Annotated in this window: 4 protein-coding genes; 3 read left to right on the forward strand and 1 reads right to left on the reverse strand. The window is 43.8% G+C overall.

The window, feature by feature from the left end:
- Positions 1-264 precede the first annotated feature (264 nt).
- The 3 genes from VIM89_RS10385 (at position 265) to VIM89_RS10395 (ending at position 13599) form a co-directional block, all read left to right on the forward strand.
- Positions 265-9906, forward strand: a complete 9642-nt coding sequence (locus VIM89_RS10385; RefSeq protein WP_488156078.1) for an MBG domain-containing protein — start codon at positions 265-267, stop codon at positions 9904-9906.
- A gap of 77 nt (positions 9907-9983) precedes the next feature.
- Entirely contained in the window at positions 9984-12971 is a 2988-nt protein-coding gene (locus VIM89_RS10390; RefSeq protein ID WP_488156079.1) for a ligand-binding sensor domain-containing protein, read from the forward strand.
- 1 nt (position 12972) lies between these two features.
- Positions 12973-13599, forward strand: a complete 627-nt coding sequence (locus VIM89_RS10395; RefSeq protein WP_488156080.1) for a response regulator transcription factor — start codon at positions 12973-12975, stop codon at positions 13597-13599.
- Between the two features lie 448 nt (positions 13600-14047).
- Here VIM89_RS10395 and VIM89_RS10400 read toward each other — a convergent pair whose 3' ends face one another.
- Positions 14048-15535, reverse strand: a complete 1488-nt coding sequence (locus VIM89_RS10400) for a SusD/RagB family nutrient-binding outer membrane lipoprotein (protein ID WP_488156081.1) — start codon at positions 15533-15535, stop codon at positions 14048-14050.
- Positions 15536-15539 lie beyond the last annotated feature (4 nt).

The raw sequence follows: 15539 nt of genomic DNA on the forward strand, positions 1-15539 counted from the left end.
GCTTATAAATGTGACTAACTTCCCGGTTGATTTGTTTTGTATGTTATCAGGAATATCTAATTTCAAAACATAAAAACGTGTTGAAATACAGCCGATTAAGTAGATAATACCCCGAGTCTGCAGGAAAAACAGCGGAAAAAGAATAACTAACCCGGATTATCTTATCAGGGCATTTTTGTGTGCGCCTGATGTACCCGGAATCCCTAAGTGCTATTGTTTAATTTGTGATGAAAGGGCAGCGATGCCGCTTTGGAGAGAAATGATATGAGATACCTTATCTTTCTTTTAATCCTTCTACCGGTGTATTGCTTCGGGCAATCTATACCCGGTTGCTACAACTACGTGGCCCAAACCCCTATAACCGCAACATCGAACTCAACAATATCCGGATACTCCATTAATTGTAATGGCGCTGCAACACCGGGCATAACAATTCCGGCAGGTGTGCATGATGTGCACATCACCAAATGTAAAATACTAAACTCAACTACTTCCAACGGGCTTATCTATATAAACTCAGGGTGTTATAATATAACCATTGATACCTGTTTTTTGCAGTCGGGATACCGGGGTATATATGCGGTTGGGGCCACGAACAATATCCATATCTGGTATAATTTCTTTTATAATATCATCGACCCCAATGTGACAGCCACATCAACTGATGGCGGCGGTAGTTCTGTACAATTGAACGGTTGCACAGGAACGAGTATCCAGGTTTTAGATAACAGGTCATTTCATGATGTTTCAAGCGCAGGAGTTGGAGATCAGTTTTCGCTTTATAAATGTAGTGGTACTGTTGCTTCGCCCATACGGATTTGCCGTAACCAGGCATTTAACGGCAGTACTAATCCTCCAGGCACAGGTTATGCCGGTGCGGTCGCCGGAGATTTAGGAGGAGGTTATCAAAGGGTCGACTCGAATATTTTTGTAAATGTGGGAGCCGTAGGTGCGCAGATACAAGGCGGGCACGATATCGAAATGTCTTACAACACTATTTTTCTTGCCCAGGCAACCTATACTTCGGTAGGTATGGCGTTCGGTAATTATTCGGGTACATCGTCAACAAACATTACGATGTCCTATAACAATGTCCGTTGTATTCAGCCCTCCGGCAGTATTTTCAACTATTGGTTTGACTCGAAGACCGCTTTTCAGCCTACCGGATGGTCAACGAACACAACCAGCACCGGGTTAAATGCCAACATACTGCCGAATCCATTATGGTCGGCGTGTACGCTCACGGTGTTACCCCCTAATATTGTTTATTCCCCATCTTCGTATACTTTTACAATGGGGACGGCTATAACACCGTTTACCCCATCCAATTCAGGCAGTTTAGCAGCATTTACGGCAACTCTCCCGCCCGGATTAACCATTAACCCAAGCACCGGTACCATCAGCGGAACACCGACTATCGGATCACCTCCGGCAAACTATACCGTTACGGCCATTAATACGGCCGGCAGTAGTACCGCCACCATCAATATCGGGGTTATTTCGACGGATGCATCCCTAAGTAGTTTTGTGCTCAGCAATGGTACCTTGAGTCCGGTATTTTGCGGCTGCACCAGTAATTATACGGCCAGCGTGGCTAATTCCATTTCGTCCGTCACGATAACACCGACTGTAAACCAGGTAAATGCCACGGTTACTGTGAATGGGATACCAGTCACATCGGGCACTACATCCGGGGCGATCAATCTTGCGGTTGGTACCAATGTCATCAACACCGTAGTAACTGCGCAAAGTGGTTCAACTAATACTTATTCGGTAACTATAATTAGAGCGCCTGCTACGGATGCTACATTATCCTCGCTTGTTGTTAATGGAGCCAATTTATCTCCGCCTTTTTCAAGTGGTATTACCAGTTACACAGATACCGTAAATGTTGCATCTATTAATTTAACGCCAACCGTAAATCAGCCTAATGCAACAGTAACAGTGAACGGAGTCGCTGTTGCTTCCGGCCAATCAATTCCGGTCAATCTGGTTTTAGGTGTCAATACGATTACAACCGTTGTCACCGCCCAGGATGGCATAACCACCAATACTTATACGCTGACTATAACAAGGCTACCCTCTCCGGACGCAACACTATCTTCACTTACTTTTAGCGGGGGTACGTTGAGCCCGGTGTTTAATAGCAGCTCTTATAGCTATACTTCAAGCGTAGGCAGTACCATCAGTTCAGTTACTTTTACGCCTGTTGCAAACCAGGCTAACGCTACGATTACCGTTAATGGTGTGCCGGTTAGTTCGGGTGGCACATCCAATCCCATCAATCTTGCTATTGGTACCAATATCATTACGGTGATTGTGACCGCGCAGGACGGATCAACGACACAGACTTATACTGTAACTATAACCCGCGGAGCGGATGCAACATTATCTTCGCTTACTACCAGTAGCGGTACTTTGAGTCCTTCATTCGATAGCAATACGACAAGCTATACAATGAGTGTGGACAATAGCATCAGCTCCATCACACTTACGCCGGTTGCAAATGATCCCAATGCCACAGTTACTGTAAATGGATCGCCGGTTACACTGGGTAATTCGTCTAATCCTATTAATTTGGTAGTTGGCGACAATACCATCAGCACTGTTGTGACCGGGCAGGATGGTGTAACTAAAAAAACTTATACGGTAACAGTAACCAGGCAACCGGCTACAGATGCAACCTTAGCTTCACTTGGCATTAATAACGGCACATTGACTCCTTCGTTTGATAGCGGTACCACAAGCTATACGGTTAGTGTAGATAACAGTATCTCTTCTATTACCCTAACACCCTCAGTAAATGATGCCAACGCTAGCGTTACTGTAAATGGCCTTCCTGTTTTATCAGGTAATGCATCCAATCCGGTTAATCTTCTTGTAGGTAATAACACCATCACCGTTGTTGTAACCGCCCAGGATGGCACAACTAAAAAAACTTATACCATAACTGCAACAAGGGCAAAGGCAGCAAATATTATCAGCTTTAATGCTTTAGCACCTGCAACTTATGGCAATTCACCAATCACACTTACGGCAAGCAGCAATAATACCGATGCCGGGGCAAGCATTATTTACAGCAGTGATAATCAATCTGTGGCAACCGTTTCGGGTAATATCGTAACGATTGTTGGAGCGGGGACGGCCAATATTACAGCCAGCGAGGCTGCTACTGCTAATTTTAATGCCGCTCAAAATGTAACTCAAACGCTCACAGTAAATCAGGCTAATCTTACTATAACCGCAAAAGATCAGCATAAAATATATGGCTCCCTGTTTACTTTTAATGGAACTGAGTTTACAACAAGCGGACTTGTAACAGGTGATGCGGTGAGTTCTGTAACACTGCAAAGTGATGGCTCTGCTGCATTGGCAAATGTTGGAACCTATCCGATTACCCCGAGTGCGGCAACAGGTAACGGGTTAACCAATTATACTATAACTTACGCGCCTGGTACTTTTACCGTTAATGGGGTAACGCTCACTTTTGCAGCAATTCCGGACCCGGTTTATGGAACACCCGATTTTGATCCGGGAGCCACCAGTGGGTCTTCAATCAGTTACACAAGTAGCGACCCGACGGTAGCAACCATTGTGAATGGCAATATTCATATTGTTGGCGTGGGTACCTCAACTATTACTGCAACTGCAGTTAACGTCATTCAAACGCAAACACTTACTGTTACGCCCGCACCATTAACTATCACGGCAAAAGATGCAAGCAAAACTTATGGCACAAGCTTAACCAGTGGCAATCCATCGAACGCATTCAATGCTTCCGGTTTGCAAAGCAATGAAACTATTGACAACGTCACTATAAATTACGGTTCGGGCGCAGATGCCGGGGCAGCAGTTGGAACTTATCCTGGCTCGGTGACCCCAATAAATGCCACAGGGGCAACTTTCAATCCCAATAATTACAGTATTAACTATGTTCCGGGAAATATCATAGTTGGAAAGACGGCGCTAACCATAACAGCTAACAACGGTACTAAAGTATACGGCACAACGCAAACATTTGCAGGTACAGAGTTCATAGCGACAGGATTAATTAATGGCGATGGTATTGATGGGGTTACTTTAACCAGTGCGGGTGCACCGGCATCAGCATCAGCAAATAATTATCCAATCATTCCTTCGGCACCGGTACCTTCGCAAGGTACTGACCTGTCTAATTATACTGTTCAACTTGTAAATGGTAACGACGCAGTCGGACAGGCATTGTTAACGATAACAGCGGATAACCAGAGCATGATTTACGGTAGTGTGATGCCTGCTTTGACAGTAAACTACAGCGGTTTTGTAAATAATGAAACGCCGGAAAGTTTAACACATTTGCCGTTGGCTACCACCACAGCAACTTCGGGCCCGGCAGTAGGAGTTTATCCGATAACAGTGAGCGGAGCTATAGATAACAATTATACCTTCACTTATGTCGGGGGGACATTATCAGTAACACAGGCAGATTTAACTATTGCCGCTAATAATTTATCAAAAATACAGGGACATGCAAACCCGGCTTTGACCTTAACTTATACCGGCTTTGTAAACGGCGATACTAAAAATAATTTAACCACTCAGCCTACCGTTACTACCACAGCAACTACTGATTCCCCAGAAGGCGACTATCCAATCACTGTTGATAATGCGGTGGATGCTAATTATAATATCAGCTACACACCAGGTACTTTAACAGTAAGCGGTCTTGCCCTCACTTTTGGCCCTTTACCAACCCAAACTTATGGTGATGCTGATTTTGATCCCGGTGCTGATAGTTCATCACCCATAACTTATACCAGCAGTAATACCTCGGTAGCAACTATTTCAAATGGTTATGTACATATCGTTGGCGCAGGCAGTACAACTATTACTGCTAATGATGGTAAAACCAGCATTGACCAGGGTTTAACAGTTTCGCCCGCACCGCTTACGGTTAGCGCCGATAATCAAACCAAAACATACGGTGCTGATAACCCGCCTCTGACCATAAGCTATAGTGGTTTTGTAAATAGTGAAAGTGCCGCAAGTCTGAATACTTTGCCAACCATATCAACTAATGCTGATAACAACTCAATAGTAGGAAGTTATACTATCACGGTAAATGGGGCAGCAGATCCAAACTACAGTATTACATATACTAATGGTACGTTAACCGTAACGCGGGCTCCTTTAAAGATAACAGCTAATAACCAAAACAGGATGTATGGCAATCCTAACCCGCCATTGACTGTATCTTACGATGGTTTTATGAACAGTGAGACAGCGCTCAACCTGAATACGCAGCCTGCAGTATCCACCACAGCCGATATTAATTCGCCACCGGCTAATTATCCGATCACAGCGAGCGGAGCAGTGGATGCTAATTATAGCATGACCTATGTGCCGGGTACCATGACCGTAAATGCTATACCAATTACGTTTAACCCTATTTCCTCCCAGGCTTATGGCTCAGGTGATTTTAGCGCAGGTGCAAGCGGTGGAACAATCACCTATACCAGCAGCAACCTGAATGTCGCCACCATTGTCTCAGGTAATATCCATATAGTTGGGGCAGGATCTACAACCATCACAGCGAATAATGGCAGTACCAGCGCACAGCAAACGCTGACTATAACACCTGTACCTCTCACAATTACTGCAAATGGTCAGTCCAAAATTTATGGTGCGGTTAACCCAACTTTGACTGTGGGCTATAGTGGGTTTGTGAACAGCGATGGCCCTGGTAATTTGACCACGCCGCCATCGATAAACACTGTCGCTGCGAGCGCTGCTGTAGGAACATATCCGATTACAGCAAGTGGTGCGGCAAGCCCTAATTATACGATCAGCTATGTAGCGGGAACCTTGACTATTAACCAGGCGTCATTGACAATCAAACCGAACGATCAGGCCAAAGTGCAGGGTACTGTCAATCCAACATTGACCGTAAACTATAGCGGATTTGTGAACGGTGAAACAAGCGCTGCTTTAACTACGCCGCCTACAGTAAGTACTACTGCCATCACCAGTTCACCAATAGGTACTTACCCAATCACTGCCAGTGGGGCAGTTGATGCGAATTATATGATCAGTTATACGCCCGGAACGCTGACAGTCAACGCCCCGGCTTTAACTTTCAACCCGATATCATCTACCGCGTATGGTACTGCAGATTTTAGTCCGGGAGCTACAAGTACATCATCTATTACTTATACCAGTAGTAATCCTGCTGTCGCGACTATCGTCTCCGGCAATATCCATATTGTTGGTGCCGGTACATCAACGATAACAGCCAACGACGGTACCACCAGTTTACAGCAAACACTGACGGTAACACCTGTAGCATTAACAATCACTGCTGCTAATAAATCAAAAACTTATGGCGTAGTTAACCCAACGCTCTCGGTAACCTATAGCGGATTTGTAAATAATGAGACCAGTTCTGTCTTAAGCACTCAGCCTACTATTGCCACAACTGCGGTTACCGGCTCATCGGTTGGAACTTACCCGATCACAGTAAGTGGCGCGGCGGCTAATAATTATACGATCAGTTACGTGGCAGGAACTTTGACTGTTAACCAGGCTGCTCTAACCATCACCGCAGCCAATAAATCAAAAATCTATGGAGCAGTTAATCCGACACTGACTGCGACCTATAGCGGCTTCGTCAACGGCGATACACAAACCAGTTTAACAACACAACCAACAATAGCTACGACAGCGGCTACCGGCTCATCCGCGGGCACTTATCCCATCACAGCAAGTGGCGCAGTAAATAGTAATTACAGCATCAGTTATGTAGCGGGAACATTAACTATCGGACAAGCGGCACTAACCATTACAGCTAATAATCAATCTAAAACATACGGTTCAGTCAATCCAACATTGACCGTTGGTTATAGTGGTTTTGTAAATGGTGATTCACAAAGCAATTTGACAACACAGCCAACTATCGCAACGACGGCACTTACCGGCTCGGCCGTAGGAACATACCCGATCACAGCAAGCGGCGCGGTAAATGCTAACTACAGTATCAGCTATGTAGCTGGTATATTGACTGTCGGACAGGCGGCATTGACCATCACTGCCAACAATCAAACCAAATCACAGGGTGCAGCCAATCCAACTTTGACCGTTAGTTATAGTGGTTTTGTAAACAGCGAAACCAATACAGCTCTGACAGCGCAGCCAACAGTAAGTACTACTGCAACCTCAAGTTCGCCTGTAGGTACCTACCCGATCACAGCAAGTGGTGCAGTTGATGGCAATTATAGCATCAGCTATGTAGCCGGTACTTTAACCGTAAGTGGTATGGCCCTGAGCTTTGGTCCGATACCATCGAAAGTCTATGGTACTGCTGATTTTAGTCCTGGTGCGTCGAGTTCCTCACCTATAACTTATAGCAGCAGCAATACATCAGTTGCAACAATCGTTTCGGGTAATATTCATATCGTAGGGGTGGGTACTTCAACCATTACTGCCAATGATGGCTCGACGAGTTTGCAGCAGACCTTAACCGTAACTGCTGCAACATTAAGCATTACTGCCAACAGCGTAAATAAAACGTATGGCAGTACTCTTACGGGAGGAACAGGCTCAACTGCCTTTACCTCATCAGGCTTAGTGAACGGCGAGACGATAGGTAGTGTTACCATCACTTATGGTACAGGTTCGGCTGCAACGGTTGCCGTTGGCACTTACAGCGGATCGGTTACTCCATCTGCTGCAACCGGTGGTACATTTAAAGCGGGAAACTACACCATTACTTACAACTCCAATAGTATCGTTGTTACGGCCGCACCGCTGACAATAACAGCAAGTAACAGAACAAAGACTTACGGAACTGTAATTACCGGTGGCACGGGCTCAACTGCCTTCACTTCAAGCGGCCTTGTGAATGGTCAAACCATAGGGAGCGTTACTATGGCCTATGGTACAGGGGCTTCCGCTACAACCGCTATAGGCACATATACAAGCCAGATAACTCCATCAGCAGCAACCGGGGGAACATTTAGCGCAAGCAATTATTCCATTACCTATAATAAAGGCAATATCACCGTATCGGCTGCTGCGCTAACCATTACCGCCAGCAATGTAACCAAAACTTACGGAGCAACGCTGACAGGCGGCACTGGTTCAACAGCCTTTACTTCAAGTGGCCTTGCTAATGGGCAAACTATAGGCTCCGTTACTATAGCTTATGGAACAGGCTCGGCGGCAACTACAGCCGCGGGCTCTTATACCGGCTCAGTAACTCCATCCGCAGCAACCGGTGGTACTTTTACAGCAAGTAATTATACCATTACCTATAACAAGGGTAACATCACCGTCAATAAGGCCGCGCTCACAATTACAGCCAATAATCAAACCAAAACACAGGGCGTTGCTAATCCAACATTAACTGTTAGCTACAGCGGTTTTGTAAATAGCGAAACCAATACAGTTTTAACTACCCAGCCAACCGTAACTACTACTGCGACTACTAGCTCACCTGCGGGCACTTATCCAATTACAGCCAGCGGTGCTGCTGCGGCCAATTACACTATTAGTTATGTAGCAGGTACGCTTACTGTAACGGCAGCCAATACTTTGACATTTAATGCGATCCCATCCAAAGTGTATGGTGTCGCTAATTTTAGTCCGGGTGCAACAACCACAACGGGAACTATTACCTATACCAGCAGTAATACTTCGGTAGCGACTATTGTATCCGGCAATATCCATATCGTTGGAGTGGGTACATCAACTATCACCGCAAATAATGGTACAAGCAGCAAACAACAAACCCTTACGGTAACTAAAGCATCATTGACCATTACGGGCGGTGTGACCAAGACTTATGGATCGTCCTTAACAAGCGGGACGGGTTCAACAGCATTTACCTCCAGCGGATTGGCGTACAGCCAAACCATAGGCAGCGTTACCATGACCTACGGTACAGGATCGGCGGCAACCGCAGCTGTGGGTACCTATACCGGTACTGCTACTCCATCTGCAGCAACCGGGGGAACGTTTGTTGCCGCTAACTATACAATAACCTATGTCGCCGGAAATATCACCGTGAGCAAAGCAACTTTGACCATCACCGCTGCTGGTGTGACTAAGAATTATGGTACAGCAATTACAGGGCGGACGGGTTCAACTGCCTTTACCTCATCCGGTTTGAAGAATAGTCAAACCATTGGCACTGTGACAATTGCCTATGGAACAGGCGCTACCGCAACCTCAAAAGCAGGAAGTTATTCCGGTTCGGTAACGCCATCAGCAGCAACCGGCGGTACTTTCATAGCGGCCGACTATACTATTACTTACGTTACCGGTAGTATTACCGTAAGTAAGGTGCCGCTGAAGATCACGGCTAATAATCAAACCAAAATTCAGGGAAAGGTTAATCCGACACTAACAGTAAGCTACAGCGGTTTTGTAAATGGTGAAACCAATTCTGCATTGACAACTCAGCCAACAATAACTACCACTGCCACCACCAGCTCGCCTGTTGGAACATACCCTATTACAGCGAGCGGGGCAGTTGACGCTAACTATACGATTACCTATGTAGCAGGAACGCTAACGATCAATCCGTCAACAGCCGCGCTTGTGTCTGTTGTTAATCCTCTGCATGAAACCTATGTGCCAGTAGACGAGCCTTCAGTAAGGCCGGCACTATCGCCAAATGGCGATGGGATAAATGATGTATTGCATATTGATAATATCGAAAGCTATCCTGATAATAAAGTCACCTTAATGAACCGAAATGGTAACACGATATTCGAGATAACTGGCTATGATAATCAAAATAAGGTATTCGATGGTCATTCAAACATCACCAAAGAAATGCAGCGGCCCGGTACTTATTTTTATGTTCTTGAATATAAGGTAAATGGCGAGCTCAAACGTAAAACAAGCTACTTTGTCATTAAATATTGATAGTTCAAATACCCCCTTTAGGGGTATTTATTTTTGTCACCGAAGTGTTAAATTTACATCTCTCATAATTGGCGACAATGATCAAATCGATACCGATAGCCCCGGACGGTAATGAAATTCCTGTACATTTTTCAATCATACCCAGACTTTTTCTGAAGTTATTTTTATTGATATTCCTGATTTTTTGTTCTTCCGTCTTGTACGCTCAGAAGTACAATTTCCATCATTATGACCTGACAAATGGCTTAGCGCAATCACAGGTTTTAGCGATTTGCCAGGATAAGGAGAAACAAATATGGCTTTCCACTTTGGGAGGCATCAATAGTTTTGATGGAAAGAAATTCAACACTTATTCTATTGAAGAAGGGCTGATGTCCAACTCTAATTTCGTTATCACCTGCGACCATAAGGGTAACGTTTTTTGGGGCGGAAACAGGGGATTAACTGCGTTTACTAACAAAGGAATTGTCAATTATAAATTTAAGGACAAAATCAATGTCCGGACCATCTATAAACTGGTGGTTGACCGAAATAATGACATATGGGCTGTAGCAGCTTCCAAGGTGTTTAAATTAGTTGACAGTCAGCTTGTTGTTCAGGATATCATAGCTAAGAAGGATCTGGTAACTGCATTGCAAACTGATAAGCAAGGAAATTTATATGCTGCTCTTTATCATTCAGGAATATATAAACTGGACCAGACAGGTTGGCATTTAGTATTCAATGCAAAAGACCAATACGTTAAAGATTTTGTTTTTAGTGACAGGGCACCGGGAGCGGTGGTGTTTGTATCTGATATGGGTTTATTTCAATGCGACAGTAACCAGGTAGAAAAAATAAACATTCCATCCTATTTTTCCGAATTTAATGAGCTTACCTGTATCGCGCAGGATCACCATAAAAATCTATGGATCGGGACAAATAAAGGAGCCTTGCTAATTAATGGGCAATCGGTTAAATATTTTAACGAAAGCAATGGGCTTACCAACGAGCGGGTTTTTAACATCTTTTGTGATGAGGATGGCCGTACATGGTTCGGCATAGACGGGGACGGGCTATACAGTTATGAAAATGACGATTTTGTTATCTACGACAAATCACAGGGATTGAATAATGAAGCCGTAATGAGCATGGCAAAAGATTCAAAAGGTAAATTATATTGGGGAACCAACGGGGGCGGGTTATGGTCATTTGCAAGCCATAAGCTTAGACAGGAGATCATTAAAGGCAAAGAATCCTCCAAGCTTCGTGTTAATTGTTTACTTAATGACAGTAAGGACAACTTATGGGTCGGCACGGACAACCTGGGATTGTGGGTAAAATATGCAGGCAAATCCAATTATACTCCTGTTTCAGTAAAAAACCCTGTGATATATAATCACATGGCCGAGGGCATGGATAACACTATCTGGATGGCAACCAGCTATGGTTGTTCTTATCTGGAAAATGGAAAAGTGGTCCAGGTTCCTAACCTGATGCAGTATGCCTCCGCAGTAGCAGCAAAGGGCGCTGATTCTGTATTTGTTGCTACACTGAACGGTGTTTTATTGGTGAAAAACAAAAAATGGGATACTAATTTTATGTTGAAAGCTGTGGCTGGCAAAAACGTAGAAACACTATGCATCCACGGCTCATTTCTTTTAATAGGTACAAATGATTACGGCCTTTTCATATGGAATACCAAAACCAATGAGGTAAATAACATCAACACAAAAAATGGTTTATTATCAAATACGATATATGGTATTGATATCATAAAGGATGCATTATGGCTCGGTACAGGCAAGGGGGTAAATAAATTTAAGATCACCGATCATAGCCGGATGACACTGGTTAAGGAAAGTATTTTTAACCCGATAGCGGAGTGTAACCAGAATTCCATACTGCATACGGACACTAATATTTTGGTGGGCACAACGCGTGGCGTATTTATATATAAAACAAACAAGGACGAAAAAGCCGTTCCTGTTCCCAACACGGTTATTCAGAGCGTTTGGCTGCCTATGAAAATTAAGGACAGCGTAAAGTATGCCTACCAAAAAGGATATAAACTGCCGGTAAATTTATCCCTGTCATCTGATAAAAGCCATATCGAGATCGAATATCAGGCTATTGACTTTTCTGACAATCGCGACATCTTGTATCAACATCAATTGGAAGGCCTCGATACAACTTACGGTAAACCAGAACCTCGTGATTATGTGGAATATCCTAATCTTCCGCCAGGACATTATACATTTAAAGTGAGGGCGGTAAATAGCGATGGTTATTACAGGGCCCCGGCAACTTTCTCATTCACCATAACGCCGACGTTTATTCAAAGTGCGACTTTCAAAATATTAATTATCGTCATTTTCCTTTCGACAGCTTATGGCATCTACCGGTATAAGATCTATCAAAATAACCGGAAAGCGGCATACATCGAGCAATTAAAACTCGAAGAACAAGCCTTTGTACGCCGGCAAACCGCCGAAGATTTTCATGATGATCTGGGAAATAAACTCACCCGGATAAACCTGTTATCGGAGCTTTTGGATAAAAAGATCACCAAAGATAAAGCTGACGAGAAAATATTGATACAGAACATAAGGACCAGCGTGGACGAGCTTTATTCTGGTACCAAAAACATTTTGTGGGCACTTAATCCGGACAATGACAACTTGTATGATGTGTATGAGTTGATCATGAATTTTGGGAGAGAATTATTTAGTAGTTCTGATGTTTCCTACCAGGCTTCTGATAATGACCCGGTATTTAAAAAGATACGTCTGCCGCTGGGTACGGGCCGCAATATTATTTTGATCTGCAAAGAACTTTTGCATAATATTTTACAACATTCGGGAGCAAAAAATGTAACACTTGCCATAGAGATAACGTCTTATAAACAGATTTGTATTACGATATCCGACAATGGCCGTGGGTTTGATAAAGAGCACTTATTACCAACAGGCAACGGACTTCGGAATATGCAGAACCGGGCTAAAAGGCTAAACGGGAAATTAGACATCGATTCTAATATAAACGTGGGCACTACCAGCCAGGTGATATTTCCAATCCCAGGGTAAGATGCATGGATTTATACGCGTAGTTATTATTGAGGACGATAAGATTTTGCTCCAAACTTATAAGCAATTGATAGAGGTTGAAGAGGGGATAACTGTAGTTAATGGCTACACCTCTTTTGAGCATGCTGAAAGATATATCGCAAACGATCAGCCGGATGTTATCCTGATGGATATCCAACTGCCCGGCATGAGCGGCATTGAAGCGATACCGCTTGTTAAGAAGCAACTCCCCCGAACACATGTATTGATGCTAACCGTTTTTGAAAGCGAAGAGCAAATAATGCAGGCACTTTCAAACGGCGCATCCGGATATATCACAAAAGACTCTTCTTCACAAAAAATAATTGATTCTTTATATGAAGTGCGGGACGGGGGCGGCCCAATGAGCAAAAATATCGCCCGGATGGTGATCAGGTCGTTCCAAAAGAACCAGGAATCACCCCTTTCTAAACGCGAAACAGAAATTTTGCGCATGGTTGCCGATGGCAAAAAACGAAGCGAAATAGCCGAAGACTTGTTTATCGAACTGGAAACAGTGAAAACCCACATTAAAAACATCTACGTCAAATTGGATGTGCACTCCAGAGCTAATGCAATCCAGATTGCACGTAAGAATAAACTTATCTAAAGGAAATGACATAGTTGTTTGATTACTTCCGTCTCAGCAGGGTCTCCTGAAAGGGACCCTGCATTGTGTGCACTACTTTTTCGCAAACAGATATGGTTCCTGGTTCCTTTAACGCAGGGTCCCCGGTGGGAGACCCTGCTGGGACAGTTTTTTACGGCTTCTGCAAACAAAAAAAGTCAACTACCTCGCGTAATTGACTTTTTTAATTAACTATTAACTGACCAAATGTCTTAACGATAAACTATCCGGCCATTACAAACATAAAATTTAGTATACTTCCTCAATGTGCGAAAATCGCCTAAAAGGGATCCAAAACCCGGATTTTGAACTATTTTCAGGATAGTACTTTCTTTGGTTCAACCGTATAAGCAATTGAAAATATCCCAGTGTAAAAAAAAGAGTCTATCCCTTTCGAGACAGACTTTTTTAATTTCACCTATTTCTAAAATTATGGGTTCGCTAATCCCCACCAAACTGGTGTAGTAATCGGAACAGTTCCCGGATAATTCAAATTTGAGGTTAGTTCCGTGTTAGGATAAAGCATACGCAATGGCTTTTGTCCCGCGGCAATTGTTGTCGCAGCCGATTGAACCCAGAAAACAGGGTAACCTGTTCTTCTCCATTCTGTCCATGCCTCAAAACCCTGGAAACCACACATGGCATAATACTTTTGGGTAATGATAGCTTTGACCTTGGCGTTAACGGAGGCGGCGCCGGTTAAGGCTACTAATCCGTCCGGCGCTGTGTTGATATAGGTTGTAGCATCGCCTGCGCCTGTAGCGTCAAAGCTTGCTTGTATACCTTGTGTATATAAAGCACTTGCATTGCCCGTAGCCCACCCTCTTGCAACAGCTTCAGCCTGTAAAAAGTAGCTTTCGGCAGCCGATAGCAGTTTAACGGGCGCTGTAGCAGAAGTTGGGTCATTAGCCCGGCCCCCAACTAGTGGAGACGGCGTAGAGACTTTCTTATTGGGATACTGAATATAGCTACCTTGCGGAATAGATTCGAGAGAGTCGACAGGACTAACTTTATCGATAAACAGCGTATAAAATTTAGCTAAACGGGGGTCATTGTTTCCTGTAAAAGCGTTTACAGCAGTTGAACTCGCTACCACATTTTGAATTTTACCTAATGTAGGACTGGCCGCTTCGTTATAAAATGGGTTCTCGTTACCACCCGTAGAGGTATAGGTAATCGTTGCATCTTCCGTTAAGAATGTCGGATTAGTTTGGTACAATGCCGCGATACCCGCCTGAGCAGTATTTGGATCAATATTAGACAATCGTAAATATGCCCTAAGCTCAAGCGTGTTGGCAAAAGCTATCCACTTGCTCATATCACCTTGGTAGATCATATCCTGTCCGCCCGGCGACACGGCATTTGCATTAAGCAAGGGTAATGCTTTATGAATGTACACGAATATACTATCATAAACTGCCTGCTGCTTATCGTATTTAGGGTTTGGATATACAGTTGGCTGCAACGCCTGCGAAAGAGGTATGTCTCCAAAAGCATCAGTGGCTAACTGAAAACTATAAGCTTTCATCAGGTAGGCAATACCTTTAACATTGTCTAATCCGGCTTGATTACTTTTTATGATCAAGTCCGAGTTTACTAATGCGACACGGTATAAATTAAGCCACGGGTTGTCAAAGTTGGTTGCTATCGGAGCATATTGATCCATAGACTTGTATTGCGATGCAACAGGGCTCTGGGTCCAGTATTCGGCCCATATATTACCAAATACCTGGAAGGAATTTCCTACTACCTGGCTAACTGCTGCCTGTGTGGTAGGCAAAAGCAATGTAGGGTCTGCATGATCCGGGTTATTTGGATTTTGATTGACATCCAGGATCTTTTTGCATCCTGAAAATCCAAATGCAGCAACAAGCACTATAAACAAGGCCCGTTTTAAATTATTATATTTTCTTTTCATGATA

The sequence above is a fragment of the Mucilaginibacter sp. genome (assembly GCF_036568825.1).
In the GTDB taxonomy this organism is placed as follows: domain Bacteria; phylum Bacteroidota; class Bacteroidia; order Sphingobacteriales; family Sphingobacteriaceae; genus Mucilaginibacter.